The following is a 23,370-nucleotide window of genomic DNA, read 5'->3' on the forward strand; positions in this document are numbered from 1 at the left end:
ACACATGTTATAATGTCCATTATATCAGCGGACAATCAACCATGTATTCTTACAATTTTACTTATTTTGTGACAACACTTTCTTTTAATCTCTTTTCTTCTTCTGCAGTCAACTGTCGGCATTCGCCTTTTTTGAGATCATCCGGCAATGTCAATACTCCCATGGAAATTCGTTTCAGATAGACGACTTTCTTTCCTACTGCTTCTGTCATTCGCTTGACCTGATGGAATTTCCCCTCTTTGATCGTAAGCTGAATTTCTGATGACCATCCTGACGGGTACTGTTCCAGTTCTGTCTCTTCAACTTTTCTTGTACTGAGGATCTCCAGTTTTGCCGGCATTGTGGGATTTTTTTCTCCGATTTCCAGACCATCTGCGAAGCGCTGCACATCCTCTTTGGTCATACATCCGTCTGTAACCGCATAATAGGTCTTGTCCACATGTTTCTTTGGAGAAAGCAATTCATGCGCCAGTGCTCCGTCGTCTGTGATCAGAAGCAGTCCTTCCGTATCTTTGTCCAGTCTTCCCACCGGAAACAGGCCTTTTCTGTCTGATGCTACAAGTTCCATCACTGTTTTGTCCCGCTTATCTTCTGTGGCACTAACATACCCTGCCGGTTTGTGCAGAAGATAATAGACAAATTCCGGTGCCTGGGAAATTCTATTTCCATCCAGAACCACTTCATCTTCTTCACTGACCTTGATCTCCGATTTCTTTGCAGGCACACCGTTGACCTGGACTTTTCCTTTTTGAATAAATTTTTTTACCTCACTTCTGGTTCCTGCTCCTGCATCTGCCAGGAACTTGTCCAGACGAACTGCTTTCTTCATTCTTCTTCCTCGCCAGTTTCTACTATTTTCTTTATAAATTCCGGCTCTTTCGCTTTCAGTACAGCAAACTCTATTCCGTTTAGCGATTCTCCGGCAGACTCTGTACTGTTCAGAGCCACTTTCACACTCACACCCGCCTCCGTTTCCAGCCATGCCGGACACTCCCATTCACGGATCAGGCTCTGGGCTAATTCTTCTTTCTGTTCAGGATCTGTGACATCCATTTCTTCTGCATTATATGTCACTGAATAATCGTACTGTTTCAGATTTTCTTTTTCCATAACAAAAGCATAACCTTTTTCTTTCAGGAAAACAAGTGTCCGCTTAAATGTCGGGAAAATATATCTTCCTACTTCTGCATAGGATTCCGGTGCAATATGCTCATCCATATCTGCATAGGAAGTAGCGTAAAGCTCCATCTGTCCACACGGGATTCCTATAAGTTCCTGCGGTGAGGCTTCTGCTATATCCTGTTTCAGCAGATCCAGCAGCTTCTGACTGTCAGATTTTTCCAATGTTACAGAGTACTGATCATCTAATTCATTTAAAGGATCTACTGTTATAAAAGACACTTTCTGTCTGTACTTTTCCAGAATATCATATTTATTATCTTTTAATGTTCCCTGCTCATAGCATGCTTCCAGCAGTCTGCCAAGCTGCTCCGCTGTCACTATATATTGTCTGGTAATATCGAAACCGCTCTTCTTTTTAAACTGAACTCCTATTTCTGTTCCGCTGCACTCCTTACTGTTCTGATAAGACGCAATTTCTTTTAACACTTCATAGATTTTATCTGACATTCCCGCATCTGTCCATCTGCCATAATTTCCGCCCATAAAATAAAAGAGTCTGTCCAGTTTATATGAACCAGAACTCACTTCCATCTGCGGTTCATTCACACTCTCAGTTCCTATCCACTCCAGATTCAGACTGATTCCCTCAGTTTTTGCCATTGTCGGAATTCTTGTATCATATCCGATGGCATCTGTGTGTAATATCCAGGCACTGACAGCTACACATATTCCCAAAAGCAGAAGCTGCAGCTTATGTGCTGCCATTTTACGGAAATCCATTGCAAAAATAACCTGCAAAATTCCATAAAATACAACTGTCCCCAGCACAAGCCCGAATATCCACCAGCCAGTCCTGTTCTCTTCCGGTCCGATCAGCGCAAACATCGTTCCAATTGCCAGAGCAGCAGGGATTACGACCATAAACAAAAGGATTGGTTCCAGAAATCCGTAAACAAAAGATTTTCCTGTTTTCTCAGCTGGACGCTTTGTATATGCCAGATATGCACATACTGCCAGAACAATCAGAAGCAGTATCCCGCCCACTATAATGATCCAGAAATTCTTTTGTCCTGAATAAGTCCGCAATGCCACGGAAATAGATACAGGTGAAAGAAAAACAGATATCTTTTCTGCCATTCCCTCTTTAAGTCCCATATTCGTTCTGAAATACATCATTTCCAGCACCCATAAAAGAATGCCCAGTACCGGTCCGTAAAGGTAAACACAGCATAATGACAGAATACCTGCCAGAATATTTCCCGCAATTGCCAGTGCCAACACTGCTCCGAAATACAGCAGCAGATACATAAGCAAATGTTCCAGAAACATTTTCCCCGCTGCCGTGATCAGATGACTACCATGTCCTTTGCTGACTGCGATCGCCATTGTGATCAGTTCCATGATCACATATGGAACCAGATACAGCACCAGACCTCTGATTGCTTTTTCCCAAAAGAACCTGCTTCTTGTTACCGGAAGACTGTGATAAAAATCAATCTTATCTCTGGAAAAAAGATACCAGAATTCATTCAGGGCATTTACAACGGCCGCAAGCATTGTAACCAAAAAGCCTGGAACTATCAGATAGGAACAGATCATGGCAAAAGTCATCCTGTGGATTTCATCCGTCTGATTTCCGATCAGCATCAGTTCTGCTACCGGAAATGCAACCATAAACCCCAGTAACAACAGCACCAGAATCCAGGTACTGCCTTTTAAGCTGCTTCTTAATGATCTACCAGAAAATGTTTTTGACTTCATAGCCTGCCACCTCCGTTTCGCTGATAAATATCTCCTCCAGTGTCAATGGAATCACTTCGCAGAATATTGGATTCTGTGTCTGTACTTTCTGAAGTATTTCTTCTCTGGTCCCTCTTGCAGTAAGTATCAGAAGTGATCCCTGATGTTCTTTCTTTAAAACGTCCAATTCTTTCAAAAGTGCTTCTTCTTTTGTCTGATCCGGCAGTACACACTGGATCTTATGGATATGGAATTTCATGTCTTCCAGTTCTCTGGATAAAAGAATTCCTCCTTTGTGCAGGAATCCTACATGGTCACACACGTCCTCCAGTTCTCTCATATTATGAGATGCGATCACCGGGGTAAAATCCCGATTCATGATTTCAGACACAAACAGACTCTTTACTGCCTGACGCATGACCGGATCAAGTCCATCGAACGTTTCATCGCATAACAGATATTTTGTCCCTGCACTGATTCCCATAATGACCAGAAGCTGTTTCTTCATTCCCTTGCTGTAGGAACTGATCCTGCGTTTCTCATCCAGATGAAACTGGTCCATTAATTTACTGTAACGGTCAGTCATAAAGTCCGGATAATATTCTCTGTAGAAATCTTTCAGATCTGCTGCCGTATATCCCTGTGGAAAATATCCACCGTCTGAAATGTAAAATATCTGCTGTTTTATCTTTTCATTCTCATAGACCGGTTCCTGATCCACCAGGATTTCTCCTTCGTCCGGCTTTATCACTCCGGCAGCCATTCGAAGCAGCGTGCTCTTTCCTGCACCGTTGGTCCCTACCAGTCCGAAAATCTGGCGTTCACCGATTTCCATTAATACATGGTCAATGGCATGGATCTCTCCGAAAGCTTTACTGCAGTTTCTAATCTCTATCATGATTCGTCCTCCTTTTCAAAGATTTCCGCAAGCATTTTCTCCAGTTCCTCTCTGTTGAATCCTGTGTTTCTGCCTTTCTGTATCAGTGCTGTGAATTCTTTTCGGTAGCTCTCTCTGTTTATCTTCTGTACCTGAGAGCTGTCTGCTACGAAATTTCCTCTGCCTTTTACAGGATAGATCAGTCCCAGTTTCTCCAGCTCCATATATGCACGCTGGATCGTGTTGGGATTGACGGACAGTTCTGTGGCAAGCTGCCTTACTGACGGCATCTGCGATCCCGGCGGCAGGACACCGTTCAGGATTAGGATCTGAAATTTATCTGTAACCTGTTCATAGATTGGACGCCTGTCCTGATAATCCAAAACAATCACTGGTAATTCCTCCTTTCTGTTACGTGTTTCATGATGTGTTGTTTTATTTTATGTGTGTACTTAGTGTATTAGTTGTATTGATACATTCATAATACAGAATACTGTTGTATCTGTCAAGTACTTAATAGCTAAATACTTATTTGTCAAACAGATATTCTCTGTTTAATTCAGTAAAAGGTTATTTCCGAATCCTAATCAAACTGTTAGGTTTTACTCTTTCCAGTACATCTAAATTTCCGTATACTGATTATTTTCTTTTTGCCTTAACATAATCTTTTTTCTAATAACAAAGACACCTGCATGTGTACTGTCATTCCACAATTGCAGATGTCTTTATCTTGTCTCTATTTTTATATCATTCTTTTCTTTTTTCTTATACTGCACATCTTTTCGAAATGGGTAAGGCAATATACCACACTGATCAACAGAATCAGATAGATTAATATGAGAATCTGTACCCCATATTTCATGGAATACAAATCCAGTGCATATTCTGAGATAAGCAGTGACCAGATGTTTGCTCCCATATGGAGCAGCATACTGCTGTAAATATTTCCACTCATTTCCAGTATCCATGCAAATGCAGTTCCGAGGATACTTGCGTAAATTCCCTGTACGATATTTCCGTGATAGATACCAAATATCAGCCCGGAAATCACTGCTGCCACCGGCAGCTTCAGCCAGTCACGCAGACGCAGATAGATTAACCAGCGGAAGATCATTTCCTCCGCCGCAGGTGCAATAATTCCCATCCAGATAATCATCATAAGAAGTGATTTTCCTTCTGTAATTCTGGTCATGCTCTCCTGATAGGTGCTGCTGTTGATAAATGACTGAAGTATTGCCATCAGGAAGTTTCCATATTGTGCAAATCCGGCTCCTGCCAGAAGTAAAAGAACTGTTTCCGATATAGAAAGCGGTACTTTTTTCTGCGCCGGGATCAGACCGCTGGCAATTCTTCTAACTTTATCTCTTCGATAAAAATACAATGCCGGGATCATAGCCAGGATTCCTGTTAAGCCTGTGAGAAAAATCGTGTAATTATAGTATGTCTCTGCCGAATTTTCTGCTGTTCTTGCAAATACTGCCAACGCAGTCCCTGCAACGATCTGCGAAATCACAAAATGGATTCCTGCCGGATATCCTGCCCTCCAGATTTTAGAAACAATATTTTGTTTTCGCAGAGGGCTCAGGCGAAAAAATCTACGATTCCTTCTGCAGAATCAACGATTTTCAGAGGTTTTGCCTGTTTAAGCTCTTCTTCAGTTCCATATCCGAAAGAAACTGCAATACATTCCAGGCCAGCTTTGCGTGCTCCGTATACATCATGTTCTTTATCTCCAACCATAATAACCTGATCTCTGTGTTTGTCCATATTCAGATGTTTCAGAACATCTTCGATCACTTCTGTCTTGTTTGTTCTTCGACCATTCAATTCGCTTCCGCCGATTTCTGTGAAGTACCGGGTAAGTCCAAAATGATCCAGGATCTGTCTCACATATACTTCCGGTTTAGAGGATGCTACTGCGAGAATATATCCTTTCTTCTCCAACTGTGCCAGCATGTTCTCAATTCCCGGATATACGGCATTTTCAAAGATTCCTGTCACAGAATAGCGTTCTCTGTAAATTTCCACCGCCTGTTTTGCGGTTGCCTCATCAATCTGTGCATATTGCATAAACATCTCCATAAGCGGCGGTCCTATGAAAACCTTCAGTTTCTCAAGGTCCGGTTCAGGCTTTCCAATTCTCTCCAGTGCATACTGAACAGATTTCGTGATACCCTCTCCGGATTCTGTTAATGTTCCATCTAAATCAAACAAAATTACTTTGTACATAGGTTCCTCCTGTCTCAGAAAAATTGATATAATATGATAAATTATAGCATTGTTTTCCTGAAGCGTCTATGAGGAAAAAATCCGGGGATTCATTTTTATCAGCTTTCCGCCTTGAGAGATAACCAACAATTCTATTTCTTTTACATTTTCATCTTCCGTATCCGGTATGATCCAGTCTCCTTCCCAATGCCAGGGACATTCTGTTTTGTTAAGCCGAAAAGAAAGAATCTGAACAGAGCCCCGGGATATTATCTGAATTCGCGGGGTATGGAAACTATCTGTATTTTGTGTGCAATGAAACTTAACAGCTTCATCTTTTACATGCGTGTATTCAACAGTATCCCCCTGGTTTTCTTTATTCTGAAACACTTTGGAATTACCTGTATTCTTGTTTTCTTTTTCTGTTTTCTTTGCTTTATTTTGTTTCTTCTTATTTTTCTTTTTTGACGGCTTAGGAGTTGGGGGCTGAGTTGATTTGGGTGTTTTTGTCGGCTTCGGATTTTTCGCAGGTTTAGGTGTTGGTACAGGTATTGATGTTGGGGTGGGTTTTTCTGATATCTTAACAGCGGATTCATTATCCGTCCGGGATGTTATCTGCATATTGTTATCTGTCTGAGGTTGAGCGTTCCATGCAGAATTATTATTCCGGGCATTATTACTCTGAACGTTATTATTCTGGGCATTATTATTCTGGACATTATTATTCTGAGAATTATTGTTCCATTGACTGCTGTTATTCCAGTCAGTGTTATTCTGCTGTACACCATTCCATTGCTGTATATTATCCTGTGTTCCGTTTCCTGTATCAGAATCATACTGATATCCATTGTCCTGCGTCTGATCGTTCTGTGCAGGAGTTTCTGATGTGTTGTCTCCAGTCTGCCGGTTATTTTCCCACGTATTCTCCCAACTGCTCTGATTCCACTGCTGTTCCTCATGCCATTGCCAGCTGCTGTTTTCTCCATTTCCTACATCAATATCAAAACCTCCCATCTGCATGGCAGAGATAGTCGAAGTCAGACACAGACATAAACATACAGATATCACAATCCAGAGTCTGTTATGATTTTTCTTCACTCTTAGTCATCTCCTTTTCCCACAATCTCAGATTTCTGCTGACTGTATCGTCTAACATTGTTTCTTTCGACTTATATTCTGTCCATAGTGCCTGACCGGCTTCCTTTTGCCCGGTACGGAACAGGAACATTCCATATTCACCGTATCCGGCTCTGTAAGTTTCATCATAAAGAAGCATTTGCTCATAGTAGAATCCTGCATTTTCATAATTTTCCTGGTACTCACTGTTTACTGCCAGAATCTGTAATATCTTTCTGGACTCCTCTTTTTCAGTGCATTGTTTTTGTAATTTCCGCAGTCCGGTATCTGCCTGTTCACAAATTTTTTCCCTGTCCGCTTTACTGCCGTTTTGAAATTCTTCCTGATAATAAAGGTCTGTAATATCAGTTAGCTCTTCATAAAAATCAAATGTTTTGGAGCCGGATACCAGATTAGAACTAAACAGAAGAAAAACAGTTATTACTGCAAAAGCAATACTGCTCCCTGCCAAAACCAACATGTTTTTAATTTTACTCTGATTTTGTCTCTTCTGGATTCTGCTTAGTTTTTTCTGTACAGTCTTCATATTTTGATAACGCATTTCCGGTTTCTTCATGCAGCATCTGAAAATAAGCCAGAATAATGACATGTTCCGGATGAATAACAGACAATCTGTTTTTCCACATAAGGCAGATAATGTTTTTCCAAATGTATAAATATCTGTTGCTGCATTTATCTTTCCCTCATATTGTTCCGGCGCAGCAAAACCGGCAGTGCCTGTACATACTTTATGGTGATATTTATATCCGTTTACAGCACCGCCCAGATCGATCAGATATAATCTTCCATTCTCACCCAGCATCAGATTGTCAGGCTTCAGATCTCCATAATAAACCGGTGGTTTCCGACCATGAAAATAGGAGAATACATCTGAAATCTCCATTCCATATTTAACGATTTCATTTATGGAAAAATGTTTTCCGCCTCTTAAATACTCACCCAGAGATTTTCCCCTGACATATTCCATAACAAGGTAACATTTCCGGTTATCCTCTATATAATCTATCATCTTTGGCAGAGACGGATGTGAAAGCTTCAAAAGCATACGTGCTTCACTTTTGCCGGATACCGGTATTTCTTTTACCGCCCACAAAACGCCCAGTTCCAGATCTCTGGCAAGGTAAACTTTCCCTCCACCGCCTTTTCCAACAGGCTCCAGAATACAGTAACGCCCTTTTAATACAGTTCCAGATAAATTCACTGGTTCACCTCCTGTTCAATTGTCAAACAGATAAAATCATCAGATTCGCTACTTGCTCATAACCGAATAACTGCTCCGCAGTTTATCTGAGCCAAGCAGATATTCACAATTCGTTTAAAACAAAAATGGAAAATGTGATGAAAGAATTTCATCACGTATAGATTAGATAAACACATGATAGCACATTTCGTTCTTTTTGAAAAGCCCCATTTACAATATATGTAAACAGGGCTTAGGATACCAACAAGTTGATTTATTGATGAATCTTATTTTTACATTCTGTCCGGTGCAGAAAATCCAAGAAGATCGATACATGTCTCCAGAACTTTCTTAGTGAGTTTCAGCAACTGGATGAAGGAAGCTTTCTGTGCTTCGTTCTCTTCGCTGAGGATCTTTGTCTCATGATAGAAGCTGTTGAATGCATTGGATACTTCGTAAATATATGCACAGATCTTATGCGGTGCTTTTTCTTCAAAGGCGTTCTCTACGGTTGCACCAAAACCTGTCAGCTGAAGCATCAGGTTCTTCTGGCTGTCGTTTACAGGATCAAGGATTGTACCTGCTTCAAGGTTGCCGCCCTCTTCTGCAAAACGGTTCAGAATAGATTTGATACGAACGATCGTATAAAGGATATACGGACCTGTATTACCTTCAAATGATGTAAATCTGTCAATATCAAAAATGTAATCCTTGGTAGCCTGATTGGAAAGGTCACCGTATTTGATTGCGGAAAGCCCTACGATCTCTGCAGTTTCTTTCGCATCTTTATCTTTCACGCTGCGATTCTCAACAATCTTGGTAAACATCTCTTCGTTGATGTCTTTAATGAGAGTTTCCAGACGCATAACGCCGCCCTCTCTTGTCTTGAACGGTTTTCCGTCTTTTCCGTTCATGGTTCCGAATCCAAGGAAAGAAAGCTTTGTATCATCTTTTACAAGCCCGGTCTTTCTTGCACAGCGGAATACTTGGATAAAGTGAAGTTCCTGACGTTTGTCTACCACATACAAGATCTCATCCGGGTTAAATAATTTCATTCGCTCTACGATTGTTGCAAGGTCTGTAGTTGTATAAAGAGAAGCTCCGTCTGATTTCAGAAGCATACATGGAGGAATCTCTTTTGTGTCGTTCTCTTCTTTTACATCTACTACAAGTGCACCCTGGTCTACATAAGCGAATCCTTTTTCTTTCATCTCCTCAACCATTCCAGGAATATATGGCTGTGCATCGGATTCCTTTTTCCAGAGATCAAAAGACACATTTAATTTGTCATAGTTGCGCTTCAGGTCTGTAACGGATACGTTCATAATATGGTTCCAGAGAGCCATGTATCCCGGTTTGCCCTGCTGAAGAAGATGAGTTGCTTCCAGAGCTTCGTTTCTGTACGCTTCATCCTCTTTGGACTTGCCGCTTGCACATGGATAGATCTCTTCCAGCTCGCTGATCGTAAATGGTGCTTCCTCCGGATACTCTCCTGTGTAAGAATCATCAAAATAAACCAGCTCCGGTTTTCTGTGTTTCAGTTCTGTAATGATCAGTCCCATCTGAAGACCCCAGTCTCCCAGATGAACATCACCGATCACTTTATGTCCTACAAAGCGACCGATTCTCTTAATACTTTCTCCAATGATTGCAGAACGAAGGTGTCCTACATGAAGAGGTTTCGCAACATTTGGTCCGCCATAATCGATGATGATCGTCTTCGGCTCTTTTGCTGCAGATACGGAAAGTTTCTCGTCTGCTGCCATTTCCTTTAAGTAATCTGCAAGGAATTCACCTTTTACTTTTAAATTGATAAATCCCGGTTTTACTACTTCTGCCATGGAGAAAACCTGGCTGTCTTTTAAGTATGCTACTACATCATCAGCGATCATAAACGGTGCCTTCTTGTATGCTTTGGCTCCTGCCATAGCACCGTTACACTGAAATTCGCAAAGATCCGGTCTGTTGGATACGGTTACTTTTCCGTAGGATGGGTCGTATCCGGATTTTTCAAATGCTGCGGAAAGTTCTTCCGCCATCTGTTCCATAAGTTTCTTCATTCTTTCCTAACTCCTCAGATTGTTTTATTCTACTACCACTTTTCTTGAACATGCAACTGCAATAGCACCATGTCCGATATGGCATGCAACACTTAATGATAACGGATTCTGCACAATCTCAATTTCGGGGAATACTTCGGCAATTTCTTTCTTAAATTCCTCTGCTTCCTCCTGATTTCCTGTATAAGCAGACTGCAGGCACATTTCGCCACGTTTTACGTATTCTGCGAAACGGTTCTCCCAGTCATTCTGCATAGCCTTGAGCATGACACGTTTTGCCTGCTTCTTGCCTCTTGTTTTGGAATATGCATCCAGCTTCTCACCCTGGATCTGAAGCACAGGTTTCAGGTTCAGAACTGTTCCGATTGCTGCTGCTGCAGGAGTAATCCTTCCACCTTTCTTAAGGTATTTCAAAGTTTCCAGAGTAATATAGATACTGGAATCCAGCTTCTGCTCTTCCAGAACCTGTTTGATCTGTGTCGCATTTCTGCCCGCATCTCTTAATGTGAGGGCATCCAGTACAGATTGTCTCTGTGTAACAGAAATTCTCTGATTGTCTACTACATGTACTCTTCCGTCATATTCCTGAGCCAGTCCCATTGCTGTATCGCAGGATGCACTCAGTCCGCTTGACATTGGAATGTGCACTACTTCATCATACTTTTCCAGTAATGTATTCCAGAGTCCGCATACATCTGCCGGCCCCGGCTGTGAAGTAGAAATAGCCTCATCATTCTTAAGTCTCTCATAAAACTCTTCCTGTGAAAGAGTGATTCCTTCAAGATAAAGCTTCTCGTTAATATAAAAAGGCATTGGAATTACGCTGATTCCAAGTTCTCTTGCCTGGTCCTGTGTTATGCCGCTGTTACTGTCTGTGACAATGGCAATTTTTCCCATATTCATATCTCCTTTGCTTCTGATCCACTTCAGATTTTTTATGTATCAATTATCTTTTCATAAAATTACAGACTATGTTCAGTTTATCATATTTTTTTATGTATCACAATCAGGAACCGCTAATTTATCGCAAAAAAATCCCGCATAGATTGACCCATGCGGAATTTTGACTGCCTGTTTCTATTCTTTTGCGATATTTATGCCAGAATCAGTCCAGTTCCCTTACGATCTTACGTACCGGCAGAACAAATGTAGGTGATACAGATAATTCATCAATCCCCATCTGTATAAAGCGTTCTGTCAATGTAGTATCTGCTCCGAGCTCTCCGCAGATTCCTGCCCAGATTCCCTCTTTATGTGCATTATCAATGACCATCTGGATCATACGAAGTACAGCTTCATGATGAGAATCATAAATATTATCCAGTTTTGCATTCTGACGGTCGATTGCCAGTGTATACTGTGTTAAATCGTTAGTTCCGATGCTGAAGAAATCAACTTCTTTTGCAAGAAGATCACTGATCATAACTGCAGCCGGTGTCTCGATCATTACACCCTGCTCTACGTCATCTTTAAACGGAATGCCCTGCTCTGTCAGCTCTTTCTTAACCTCTGCAACAATAGCCTTGATCTGTTTTACTTCTGTTACAGAGATGATCATCGGATACATAATGGAGATATTTCCGAACATACTTGCTCTGAACAGTGCACGAAGCTGTGTCTTAAATACTTCCGGTCTGTCCAGGCAGATACGGATTGCACGATAACCCATTGCCGGATTCTCCTCGTGTGCCATATCAAAGTAATCAATCTGCTTGTCTGCGCCGATATCCAGTGTACGGATGATTACTTTCTTTCCTGCCATATTCTGTGCTACTGCTTTATAAATCTGGAACTGCTCTTCCTCTGTCGGATAATTATCTTTTTCCAGATAAATGAATTCACTTCTGAAAAGACCAATACCTTCTGCATCATTAGCCAGTACACTGGCTACATCGCCTGTGCTTCCGATGTTTGCGTACAGATGAATCTTATGTCCACTCTTTGTCTCTGTAGTTTTGCCTTTTAATTCTTTGAGCATTGCTCTCTGGCGCAACTCCTCGTCTTTCTGATCCTGATATTTCTTCAGGGTATCTGCATCCGGTTCCACAATAAGAGAACCGGTCTTGCCGTCTACAACTGCCATTTTTCCATCCATGCTGTCATCATATTCAATATTGATCAGCGCCGGGATATTCATAGTTCTTGCAAGGATTGCTGTATGGGAATTGGAAGAACCTTTCCTTGTAACAAATGCAAGAACTTTGCTCTTGTCCATCTGTACAGTTTCACTTGGAGCCAGATCCTCAGCAACGATAATAGATGGTTCTGCAGCATCCATATCTCCCTCATCGTGTCCTGATAATACACGTACCAGACGATCTGAAATATCCTTTACATCTGCCGCTCTTGCTTTCATGTAGTCATCATCCATCTGCGCAAACATGTCTGCAAAATTATCACCTGTTGTTGCTACTGCATACTCTGCATTTACATTCTCCGTACGGATAATGTTATCAATAGAATCCAGATAGTCCTCATCATCCAACATCATCTGATGCACTTCAAAAATAGCAGCACCTGATTCTCCTACTTCCCGGAGTGCCTTATCATACAGTTTCTGAAGCTGTTCAACTGCTTTCTCTTTTGCTTCCTGCACACGTGTAATCTCTGCCTCCGGATTTTCTACCTTCGTACGCTTTACACTTGTGTCTGCTTTCTGCAAAATAGAAATCTTTCCAATTGCGATTCCTGAAAATACGGACTTACCTTCTAATACTCTCATTACTCCAATTCTCCTTATTAAAGATTATGGCATAACTGTCTGACATCTTCACAGTTACAGATTATTTTTCAAAAACTCTCTCATTACTTCGGCATCTGCCTCTTCATTCTCGCCTTCCACATGTACTGTTATCTGATCTCCCTGTTTTACTGCAAGATTCATAACACAGAACATCCGCTTCGCATCACCACTGTCTGTTCCTTTAAAAATAGTGATATTGCTCGTAAGCTTTCCGGCTTCCTGCACAAGAAGCAGTCCGGGCCTTGCATGTATTCCAAATTTATCTTTGATGATATAGGTAAATGATACCATCCGCGAACTTCCTCCTGTATAAATAATTCTTTTTGAGATACTTCATTATAGCACAACCTGTATTTGTACTTCCATATTTTTTTATTTTTTGTACAAATTTTAGCACATTTCTTGACATCTATACAAATTTGATTGTTTTTCTGTTTAAAATCCACAGAAAAATGGTTATTGTTCACTTCGTTTTCAATAACACGCTTTGCAAGATATTACCAGTAAACAGTAACTAAAAATGTTACAGAAAAACAGACTCAATATACAAAGGTATTGTACATCAAGTCTGTTTTATCTGTGCAGTGTTTATTCACTTCTCAACGCATCAATAGGATTTAAATTTGCTGCTTTCACAGAAGGAAGCAGTCCAAATACCACGCCTATCACTGTAGAAAACAATACTGCGATCACAATTGATGGCACACTGATCGCAGTAGGCGAACCGGTAACCTTTCCCACCACTTTCGACAGCCCGATTCCTGTTATTACTCCGATAATACCGCCAATACTGGTAAGTACGGAAGCCTCTGTCAGAAACTGTCCCAGAATCGTCTTCTTACGTGCCCCGATAGCCTTTTTCAATCCAATCTCTTTGGTACGCTCTGTAACAGAAACCAACATGATATTCATGACACCAATACCGCCTACAAGAAGAGAAATACTTGCAATCCAGATCAGCTGATTATTCGTACTCTCACTGAGTTTCTGCATATTCTTGACCTGCTCCATAATATTATCGGCTTTGTATTTCATGGTTGTATTTCCGTCTGTATTTAAGGCTGCAATTAAATTATTCAGCACATCTGCTGCTGCATTTCCCACCGAACTCATGGTATCTGTGCTGTCTGCTTTCACAATTACATTCTGAGGAACATCAAATTTAAAGGAAATCGGCCAGCAGCTGTCCGGAATCATTACACTTCCTACAATCGACTGATAATAAGTGTAGTATTCGTCAATACTGTTGATCGTCGGCTGATAATTCTCATCCTGCCGGATCACTCCCACAATCGTATATGGTTCCTGATTGATCTCCACAGTCTGCCCTACTGGGTTCTGTGACGGGAACAGATTCTGTGCCGCATTATCATCGATCAGCGCAACTTTATTGTAATTTTTGTAGTCATCTTTTACAAATCCCCGTCCTGACTGAATTATATATCCGCAGGTAGCCAGATAGTTCACATCAATCCCGTAAACACTTCCACCCTCCAGACTGTTATTGTTATTATAAATAGATGCGCTGGTACTGTTATAATAAAAGGTCGCATTCTCAACATGATCCAAATCTTTTACTTCTTCTTTTACATCATCTGTCAAAATCGGTGTTTTTGAAGAATTTCCATATTCCGCATCATACTGGTTATCTCCATCATACAGATAAATCTTTACCGTATTGGAACCTGCACCTATCAGATCTTCCTTAATCTGTTCACTGGTTCCCTTGATGGTAGAAACAATTGCAATAATAGATGCAATACCAATAATGATACCCAGCATGGTCAGGAAGGATCTCATCATATGTGACCATATTCCCTGAAAAGCCAGGCGTATATTTTCAAGCATAAAATGTCTCCTTTCTCAATTAATATCCATACATCTGATCCAGAGTAACTTCTTTTGTCTTTGCGCCCTCTTTCACATCTTTTCCATAAGGAAATGCGATCAGATCATCTTCACTGAGCCCACCTTTGACAATCACACTGTAACCGCTGTCTACAGCTGCACCCACTGAAATCTCCTGTTTCTTCAGGATACCATTATCATCTTTATACACATAGTTTTTATTATTGTCATTTCTGACAAAAGCTTTCTGAATGACCATAATGTTCTCTGCAGCAGATGCTTCATAATTGACAGTAACCCAGTCCTGATCTTCCAACTGAAGTGTCTTGTCACTTACCACTGCTGTAAATGCATAATAAGACACATTTGGATTACTGCTTCCATAGAAGCTGTTTCCGGTTACAGGATATTCCGAAACATCCATAACATCTGCCTCAAAAGATCCGCTGGTATAACTTGTACAGTTAAGCTTTGTGCCTTCTTTAAAATCATCGAGCATCAGTTCACTCACAGAACCTACAACATAAAAACCATCACTGCTTTTTATCTTGATCAGAGCCTTACCGTCAGTTGTCTCACCACTTCCGGAATCCCCCACATAAGTAACCGTACCATCCAGTTTTGCAGTGATAAGCTTTTTATTAGCTTTCTTTTCCAGCTGTGATATCTTGATATCGCTTTCCTGGAGATCCAGCTTCAGACTGGCAATCTTACTCTTCTGATACTTAATAGCATCTGCCCTGGAAACAGGGGTTCCGGTAGGTTCATCATTCCCACCAGGATTATCATCTCCTCCATCATCTGGATTCTTATCATATTTATCTGCATCTGCCAGTGTAAATTCCACCTCTGCAAATTCATATACCGGTTTCTCCAGAAAACTTCCGTTTACCAGATAATAACCTGTGCAGGAGGTTTTCAGATCATCATAGTCCGCTATTGTATCATTCTGATGAAATTCCAGACGGTACCAGTAACCACCCTGATTAACAACTTTGGTTCCATCAGGACTGTATCCTGCAAGTTTATTAAAGAATGAACCCATTACTGTTACTTTTTCTTTTGCACTGCTACACAGATATACATATGGATCGTCCTCTGTGCCACTTCCTGTAAACGGAACAGAATCTGCATCCAGTTTCTGATAAAACGGCTCGTCACCATCAGTGATATTCGGATCACCTTTTCGGTAATAGGGATCAAAATATGTGGTATGATCATCCAGTGCCGGCGTTGGCGTTGGTGATAATTCCGGCATATCATTTTTTCCGGAATTAAAATCATCCTTCTCTCCGTCACTGAATCCATTTGCTGAAGGATCCGTATATACCGGAATATCATGATCCGCAGATGTTCCATCTGATGAACCGCCTGTATTTCCGGTATCTGTTGAAGCATCATCTCCCGGTAAATCTGACTTGGATGAAGAATTGTCTGAGCCCGCATTATCCACTGCATCTCCATCTGTAAAAGCAGATAACAAAAACGGATGCATGGCTGCTGCCAGATAATTACCGGACATATCTGTTGCGGATGATAACGTATCATCCGGTTTCATATCATCATCGCCTGTATCATTATCAGTTCTTCCTGTTTTTGAATTCAGGTTATCGGCGTCTGTACCCGCATCTGTTTCCTCTACAGGTCCACCATTCTGAAGGCTGTTCAATCTGTTCACTGCTTTATTTAAATCCTGCTCCAGTTTCTGTTTTTTCAGCTTTGCTATATTCAGTTCCATTTCCACCAGAGTAGTATCAAAAGAAACCAGAGGATCCCCTTTTTTTACGGCATCTCCCTTTGTCACATAAATCTGATCAATGATCAGGTCTTTATCACCGTTTACTGTCTGTGTTGCACTGGATGTAATGTTTCCGTCAAGCGTGGTGGAAGGTGTATAAAATTCCTGCAGTAACCCGCTCACAGGAGTAACCGCCACTGTTTTCTGGCTGTTTTTCTTCAGCTGCATCAATCCCGCTGTAATTCCGCTTCCTGCGATTACCACCACAAGCACTCCTGCGAGGATTTTCTTTACTTTGCCCATGAAGATCACCTCTTTTCCTGAAGGATACCATCTTTGATCGTAACCACCCTTTTCGCATGTGCGGCAATATCCGCATCATGGGTGATCATCAATACAGATACCCCCTCATCATTCAGCCTCTGGAAAAGTTCCATAACCTGCGCACCGGATTTACTGTCAAGAGCACCTGTAGGTTCATCTGCAAGAAGAAGTTTCGGGTTATTGACGATCGCCCTGGCAATGGCAACCCTCTGCATCTGACCTCCTGAAAGCTGATTTGGCTTAAAATCCACTCTGTCCGCCAGGCCCACTCTGTCAAGTGCTTTCAGAGCGCGTTCTCTTCTCTCCTTCTTAGGTACCCTCGCATAATTTAATGGCATCTCAACATTTGCCAGAGCACTCTGCTTAGGGAGAAGATGAAAACTCTGAAAAACAAACCCTATCTTATTCAGCCGGATATCTGACATTTCATTCTCCGAACACGCCTTAATATCCACTCCATCCAGAAAAAAAGTCCCCTCTGTCTGCTTGTCCAGACATCCGATAATGTTCATCAGAGTAGTTTTTCCCGAACCAGATGGTCCCATAATTGCCACGTATTCTCCTTCTTCCATGGAGAAATTCACATCTTTTAATACCGGAACCTTCATTTTACCCTGCTGATATTCTTTATATATACCCTTTAATTCCAGTATCATTCGATCCCCTCCACGTCTTCACCTGCGCTCATACCAGGTGCCTCATCGATTGGTACAAGTTCCTCATTTGGATCAATCGAGTCATCCGAACTGTCATCTTCAGAACTCTCTTCCATATCTGGATCTGTATAGGCTTCCCCATCTGCGGAATCTGGCTGTTCATCATCCATATTTCCATGATCAGCATCCATATCTGTAATCCCGTCCGCGCCTTGGCTCATTGTCTGAGCCAGATCTCCGATCTCTGTTTTTTCGCCTTCTTCCAGAGCCGCTGTCGGGAATGCAATCGCATCTTTCTTTGTAAGGCCCTCAACAATCTTATATTCTCCAAGATCATCATCATGTTCTCCAAGTGTTACATAACGCTTCTCCAGTCTGTTCTTATCGCTGGCTGCCCATACATACGGTTCATTGGTATCTGTGTCCAGAATATAGTAATCACTGAGCCACAGACCGTCTTTTTTCTCATCCTGTCCGATGTCACGTTCTATGTACACATGCTGTCCAAGCATCAGATTCTCAGAGGAATCCAATTCCACATAAAAAGGATAAGAAGTAGACGTTGTCTGATCATCGGAACTGGTACTTGCCATACCCATATACATATCATTACTGCTGTCATCTGAAGTTCCATTATTCACATCTACGGATCCCATCGTTCCTTTCCATGTTTTACTGCTGTCTACTCTGGAACGGATGATCACTGCCTCTCCGGGTACAATAGAATCCCTGTTCTGTTCATTAACTTTACCTTTCACTCTGTAAGCACCTGTACTGAGAATTGTAATAAATGCAGAACTGTCCGAACTTCCGTCACCTGACGACATGTTACTGTCCATTGCACTGCTGTCATCCACAGAATCACCGTCGTCACTTGTCATTTTGGAAGTGTCAATTTTCTGTATCACACCATCTATTTCACTTCGAACCTCTGTATTCTGTGTTGCGCTCTGAAGTTTATCAATTTCAGACTGTTTACTCTTCTGACTATATTCATTCTTCTTGAGATTCATTTTGTTAGTCTCGATTTCAATGGTATAGGACAACTGATCTTCGGCCTTTGCTTTTTTCTTCTCCGCTTCCAGCGTAGCTATCTGTTCTGTCAGGCTGATCTGTTCATTTTTTAATCTGTCCAGATCCAGTTGCGCCTGCTTCAGATCATCCTCAATACTGCTGAGATCATATTCAAAAAGAAGCTGTCCGGCCTTTACCTCTTCTCCGGTCTTAACTTCCACTTCTTTTACTTTTCGTCCACTTTCTATTTTTACGTTTACAGTTTTCTGCGGTTCTACCACACCGGCAAACCGATTTACCGCTGTTGTTTCAGATCCGGTGATCACGCTTACTTTTGACACATACACAATAGAATCACCGGTTCCACTCTGACTGTTTCCTTTAAAGTGATACCAGACTCCGGTTCCGATACCACCTGCTGCGATCAGGATTCCCAAAACGATAATAATACGTTTCTTCATAAATTGCCTCCTTGATATTGTCACCTTGTTCAGGCTAACATCTATTATACACTACTGCTTTTTTATATCATTATTATTCACTTTCCTATCATAGCAGATTCTGCCTTGAAATAAAAGCTTTGTAACCAAATGGAAACATTTTTCACAATTTTTTCACGTTTTTTTTATGAATTTCGTTCATCTTTTTCACTTTTTTGACAGTCAGTACAAAATCTGTTAAAATAAACAGAAAAGTAACTGTCAAACAGTTGCACAGAAAGCACTGTGAAAGGAAAGAACACGTATGAATATAAACAAACACCTGATTCTTCTTTTCTCTGTCTTATTTTTTCTTTTTGCTGTATCTGTAAGCAGCGGCTGTTTCCGCAAAAATGAGTCAGATGTAAAGAGTGTAGTCAGAAATGAACTGGATCAGTTAAAAAATCTCGATTCAGAAACTACGCAAAAATACATACCCTATACAGAGCTGTTCCCCGATGCCACAGAGAATACTGATTTAACTGATGAAATCAATGAAACCTTTTCTCTCTTTTTCCGGAAATTTAATTACAAAATTTCGGATGTCATCGTCGGCACAGCCAATCATTCTGCCACTGTTTCTGTCAAACTGACCACAATCGATTCCAAAGTTCTTGCCAGAGATTTTAAAGCAGAACTTCTCCGGACACAGATCACAGAGTCAGCCCAGGCACAAAAAGGAAATATCAAAGATTCTTCCAGATCTCTTGAGGCTCATTATCTGATCCTGAATCATCTTTTAAACACAAATGACTATGATACAGCTGAGACAGACTGTAACATACAGCTTGTCAATACAGGCAATGATAAAAAGGAAAAATGGAAGATCCAGCGTACCAATTCTCTGGAAGATGACCTTGTCGGCGGTCTTATAGCTGATCTGGCAGATCCGGATATCCTTTCACCGGAAGATACCCTGACCGTCTATCTTGACACTCTACAGAAACTGGATTTGAAAGAAATGACATCTTATCTGGGTGTAGTAAATATCATGAATACATCCGATACTGCAAAAAATTCCATTGCCTCAGCACTTGCCGAACAGATTCATAAAAATTTTAATTATGTCATTAAATCCAGCAGTGAAAATGGATACAATGCCACTGTTACAACTGAAATTACAACCTTTGACAGTGATTCGATCCTGGCTGATTATCAGGAAAAGCTTGATAAATATCTGGCTTCTGCTGACGCAGTTATCGATGGCTCCCAGAAACGATACGAGAAATCTTTCGAAATTCTTCTGAACAGCATCAATGATAATACCGTTACTACCGTCAATGATGTAGATTTTGTTCTAATCAATGATGGGGTATCCTGGAAACTTCAGGATGAGGGAAATACTTTGGGAAATGCTATTTTCGGTACTTTGACAGATTCTCCTCTCGAGACTTCTGATTCTGAGGATGAAAATATTTCTGCCGATACAGATAAGCAGACAGATGATAATACTTCTACTGAAAGCAGTTCCAATTAACGATTAGTCAATCGGATATTCGCAATCCGCTTCCGCTACTTGCTCATAACCAAATAACTGCTTCGCAGTTTGGTTAAACAACTAAAAAGGCCACCATATCACAGAAATGTTCCTTTCCCGAATCATTCTATGATATGGTGGTCTTTTTAATCTTTGTCTTATTCTTTTTACATCCCCGTTATAATTTTGATAAACAGTAAAACCAGAACGATCAGAATAATCGGTCTTACGATTTTATTTCCATTTTTCATTACCATTCCAGATCCTACATAATGCCCTGCAATGGAAAAAGCAGAAGCTGCAAGTCCAAGATATATGACAATCTTTCCACTAAATAAAAAAACAACTAATGCCATTATATTAGAAGAAAGATTTGCAAGTTTCATAGTTCCGGAAGCTTTCGCTACGGGAAGTTTTGCTACTCCTGTATATAAAATAAGCAGAAACGTACCAGTTCCCGGCCCATAAAAGCCATCGTAGCAGCCAACAGCCAGAGAACACACCGCACACAAAATCCACTGTTTCTTTCTGGAAATCTCTACATTGCTGTTATCATCCAGATTTTTCTTCTTCATTACATAAAACGCAACAATAGGAAGTACTGGAATCAGCATCCATTTTAATATCTTATCACTGGCAAGAAGCGCAATATGAGCGCCTGCAAAAGAACCGACAAGAGCCATGGAAATACATGGCAGTGCAACTCCCCAGTCTACAAATTTATTCTTACATAAACGTGCTGTTGAAATCGCTGTCCCAGTTGCCGAGGATAATTTATTCGTTGCTATCGCATTGTGCATCGGAACCCCTGCAAGCAGATACGCAGGCAGGGAGATCAAACCACCCCCGCCTGCGATAGAATCAACTAATCCTGCAAGGAATACCAACGGGCATACAATCAAAAACGTCTGAATTGTAAGCTCCATCCTTATTCAGTTACTTCCTCCGGTCTTACTTCCAGTTCCAGTTCTTTTAACTGCTCCTCGCTTACGCGGCTCGGAGACTGAGTCATCAGACAGGAAGCATCTTTAACCTTCGGGAATGCGATTACGTCACGGATGCTGTCAACTTTCGCCATAAGCATTACCAGACGGTCAAGTCCGTATGCCAGTCCGGCGTGAGGCGGAACTCCATATTTGAATGCGTCCAGAAGGAATCCGAACTGCTCGTGAGCAGCTTCTTTTGTGAATCCAAGTGCTTCAAACATTCTCTCCTGAATATCATCCTGATGGATTCTGACACTTCCTCCACCAATTTCATTACCGTTTAATACGATATCATATGCTTTTGCACGAACTTTTCCAGGATCTGTATCCAGAAGTGGAAGGTCCTCTTCCATAAGCATGGTAAATGGATGATGCATTGCTGTGAAACGATTCTCTTCTTCACTCCATTCAAGAAGCGGGAACTCTGTTACCCATACGAAACGATACTCATTCTTATCAAGAAGATCCATCTGCTTTGCAAGTTCCAGACGAAGTGCGCCAAGTACATCATAAACCAGTTTCTTCTTATCTGCTGCAAACAGAAGTAAGTCTCCTGCTTTACCATCCATAGCTGCTACCAGAGCATCCATCTCTTCATCTGTCATGAATTTAGCAAAAGAAGATTTTCTTGTGCCATCTTCAGCGATTGCAATGTATGCAAGGCCTTTTGCACCGTAACCTTTGGCAAACTCAACCAGTTTGTCAATTTTCTTACGTGGCATAGCGCCCTGTCCTTCTGCATTGATACCACGAACACTGCCGCCATTTTCCAACGCAGAAGTAAACACGCTGAATCCACAGTTTTTAACTACATCACTTACATCATGAAGTTCCATTCCGAAACGCATATCCGGTTTATCAGAACCAAATCTGTCCATAGCTTCCTGCCATGTGATACGCTGGATTGGAAGTTTTACATCAATATCAAGTACTTCCTTGAACAGATAAGCAAGGAATCTCTCATTTACATCAATTACGTCATCAACATCTACAAAAGAGAGTTCCATATCGATCTGGGTAAATTCCGGCTGTCTGTCCGCACGAAGGTCTTCGTCACGGAAACATCTTGCAATCTGGATATAACGGTCATAACCAGAGCACATCAGAAGCTGTTTGTACAGCTGCGGAGACTGTGGCAGACCATAGAAATGTCCCGGATGAACACGAGACGGTACCAGATAATCTCTTGCACCTTCCGGTGTACTCTTACCAAGCATCGGAGTTTCAATTTCAAGGAATCCTTCTTTTGCGAAGAACTGTCTTGTAAGCATCATGACTTTGCTCTTAAGCATAATATTCTTCTGAAGGTCAGGTCTTCTTAAGTCAAGATAACGATATTTCAGACGGATTTCATCTTTTGTCTTGCTGTTCTCTTCAATTGGGAACGGAGGTACCTCTGCTTCAGACAGAACACGAAGGGATTTTACGCGAAGCTCAATTTCACCTGTTGCAAGATTCTTGTTAACAGCGCCGCCTCTTTCTTCTACCACACCGGTAACAGCGATTACGAATTCACTTCTCAGCTTACCTGCTTTTGCAAAACCTTCTTCATCAATGCTGCCATTCTCAAAAATCAGCTGCATGATACCGGAACGGTCTCTTAAATCTACGAAAATAATTCCGCCTTTATCGCGAGCTTTCTGAACCCATCCCATAAGGACAACTTCTTTGCCGATCATTTCCTTTGTTACTTCTGCACATCGGCATGTTCTGTGCAGTCCCTGCATACTTTCAGCCATGTTTCTTTCCTCTTTTCATGCTTTCTATATTATAAGAATTGT

General features: G+C 41.3%; 19 protein-coding genes. 1 reads left to right on the forward strand and 18 read right to left on the reverse strand.

Translation table 11 applies throughout. The features are described from left to right. Nucleotides 1-61 precede the first annotated feature (61 nt). The 16 genes from LJE09_RS05290 to LJE09_RS05365 all read right to left on the reverse strand — a co-directional run bounded on the left by LJE09_RS05290 (nt 62) and on the right by LJE09_RS05365 (nt 19,108). Nucleotides 62-829 carry a pseudouridine synthase gene (locus LJE09_RS05290; protein WP_118331111.1) on the reverse strand — a complete coding sequence of 256 codons (768 nt, stop codon included), beginning with the start codon at nt 827-829 and terminating at the stop codon, nt 62-64. After that, nucleotides 826-2,883, reverse strand: coding sequence for a DUF6449 domain-containing protein (locus tag LJE09_RS05295; protein ID WP_055058425.1), 2,058 nt, complete (start codon nt 2,881-2,883; stop codon nt 826-828). The genes LJE09_RS05290 and LJE09_RS05295 overlap by 4 nt, the downstream gene beginning before the upstream one ends. Then, nucleotides 2,858-3,760: an ABC transporter ATP-binding protein gene (locus tag LJE09_RS05300; protein WP_055058424.1), complete on the reverse strand. Its 903-nt coding sequence runs from the start codon at nt 3,758-3,760 to the stop codon at nt 2,858-2,860. Before LJE09_RS05300 ends, LJE09_RS05295 begins: the two co-directional genes overlap by 26 nt. Continuing rightward, nucleotides 3,757-4,131, reverse strand: coding sequence for a GntR family transcriptional regulator (locus LJE09_RS05305; protein WP_019162114.1), 375 nt, complete (start codon nt 4,129-4,131; stop codon nt 3,757-3,759). The genes LJE09_RS05300 and LJE09_RS05305 overlap by 4 nt, the downstream gene beginning before the upstream one ends. Nucleotides 4,132-4,481: 350 nt before the next feature. Next, a complete protein-coding gene (locus tag LJE09_RS05310) occupies nt 4,482-5,252 on the reverse strand; it encodes a CPBP family intramembrane glutamic endopeptidase (RefSeq protein ID WP_227311032.1) in 771 nt (256 codons plus the stop codon). Nucleotides 5,253-5,320: 68 nt separating this feature from the next. Next, nucleotides 5,321-5,968: an HAD-IA family hydrolase gene (locus LJE09_RS05315; RefSeq protein WP_227311033.1), complete on the reverse strand. Its 648-nt coding sequence runs from the start codon at nt 5,966-5,968 to the stop codon at nt 5,321-5,323. Nucleotides 5,969-6,034: 66 nt separating this feature from the next. Further along, nucleotides 6,035-7,045: a hypothetical protein gene (locus LJE09_RS05320; RefSeq protein WP_161275907.1), complete on the reverse strand. Its 1,011-nt coding sequence runs from the start codon at nt 7,043-7,045 to the stop codon at nt 6,035-6,037. Beyond that, entirely contained in the window at nt 7,029-8,285 is a 1,257-nt protein-coding gene (locus LJE09_RS05325) for a serine/threonine protein kinase (RefSeq protein WP_055058421.1), read from the reverse strand. The genes LJE09_RS05320 and LJE09_RS05325 overlap by 17 nt, the downstream gene beginning before the upstream one ends. A gap of 272 nt (nt 8,286-8,557) precedes the next feature. Further along, nucleotides 8,558-10,324 carry an arginine--tRNA ligase gene (argS, locus tag LJE09_RS05330; RefSeq protein ID WP_026648788.1) on the reverse strand — a complete coding sequence of 589 codons (1,767 nt, stop codon included), beginning with the start codon at nt 10,322-10,324 and terminating at the stop codon, nt 8,558-8,560. Between the two features lie 24 nt (nt 10,325-10,348). Continuing rightward, nucleotides 10,349-11,221, reverse strand: coding sequence for a DegV family protein (locus LJE09_RS05335; RefSeq protein WP_008703701.1), 873 nt, complete (start codon nt 11,219-11,221; stop codon nt 10,349-10,351). A gap of 208 nt (nt 11,222-11,429) precedes the next feature. Continuing rightward, the gene (gene ptsP, locus LJE09_RS05340; RefSeq protein ID WP_008703702.1) at nt 11,430-13,046 is read right to left on the reverse strand and encodes a phosphoenolpyruvate--protein phosphotransferase; all 1,617 of its coding nucleotides are present in this window, start codon (nt 13,044-13,046) and stop codon (nt 11,430-11,432) included. Between the two features lie 54 nt (nt 13,047-13,100). Beyond that, nucleotides 13,101-13,358, reverse strand: a complete 258-nt coding sequence (locus LJE09_RS05345) for an HPr family phosphocarrier protein (RefSeq protein ID WP_008703704.1) — start codon at nt 13,356-13,358, stop codon at nt 13,101-13,103. 297 nt (nt 13,359-13,655) lie between these two features. Then, nucleotides 13,656-14,915 carry an ABC transporter permease gene (locus LJE09_RS05350; protein ID WP_008703706.1) on the reverse strand — a complete coding sequence of 420 codons (1,260 nt, stop codon included), beginning with the start codon at nt 14,913-14,915 and terminating at the stop codon, nt 13,656-13,658. A gap of 19 nt (nt 14,916-14,934) precedes the next feature. Further along, nucleotides 14,935-16,956, reverse strand: a complete 2,022-nt coding sequence (locus tag LJE09_RS05355; protein WP_227311035.1) for a hypothetical protein — start codon at nt 16,954-16,956, stop codon at nt 14,935-14,937. A 5-nt stretch (nt 16,957-16,961) separates the two neighbouring features. Then, nucleotides 16,962-17,633, reverse strand: coding sequence for an ABC transporter ATP-binding protein (locus tag LJE09_RS05360; RefSeq protein ID WP_008703710.1), 672 nt, complete (start codon nt 17,631-17,633; stop codon nt 16,962-16,964). Beyond that, nucleotides 17,630-19,108, reverse strand: a complete 1,479-nt coding sequence (locus tag LJE09_RS05365) for an efflux RND transporter periplasmic adaptor subunit (RefSeq protein WP_173698957.1) — start codon at nt 19,106-19,108, stop codon at nt 17,630-17,632. The genes LJE09_RS05360 and LJE09_RS05365 overlap by 4 nt, the downstream gene beginning before the upstream one ends. 283 nt (nt 19,109-19,391) lie before the next feature. Here LJE09_RS05365 and LJE09_RS05370 point away from each other — a divergent pair, with 283 nt between their 5' ends. Further along, nucleotides 19,392-20,603 carry a hypothetical protein gene (locus tag LJE09_RS05370; RefSeq protein ID WP_025578890.1) on the forward strand — a complete coding sequence of 404 codons (1,212 nt, stop codon included), beginning with the start codon at nt 19,392-19,394 and terminating at the stop codon, nt 20,601-20,603. A gap of 167 nt (nt 20,604-20,770) precedes the next feature. Here LJE09_RS05370 and LJE09_RS05375 read toward each other — a convergent pair whose 3' ends face one another. Together LJE09_RS05375 and aspS are read right to left on the reverse strand one after the other, a co-directional pair. Further along, nucleotides 20,771-21,529 carry a sulfite exporter TauE/SafE family protein gene (locus LJE09_RS05375; protein ID WP_173698959.1) on the reverse strand — a complete coding sequence of 253 codons (759 nt, stop codon included), beginning with the start codon at nt 21,527-21,529 and terminating at the stop codon, nt 20,771-20,773. Nucleotides 21,530-21,531: 2 nt separating this feature from the next. Further along, entirely contained in the window at nt 21,532-23,328 is a 1,797-nt protein-coding gene (gene aspS, locus LJE09_RS05380) for an aspartate--tRNA ligase (protein ID WP_022380379.1), read from the reverse strand. Nucleotides 23,329-23,370: the final 42 nt, after the last annotated feature.

The organism is Blautia sp. DFI.3.45, from assembly GCF_020593505.1.
Classification (GTDB): Bacteria; Bacillota; Clostridia; order Lachnospirales; family Lachnospiraceae; genus Blautia_A; species Blautia_A wexlerae.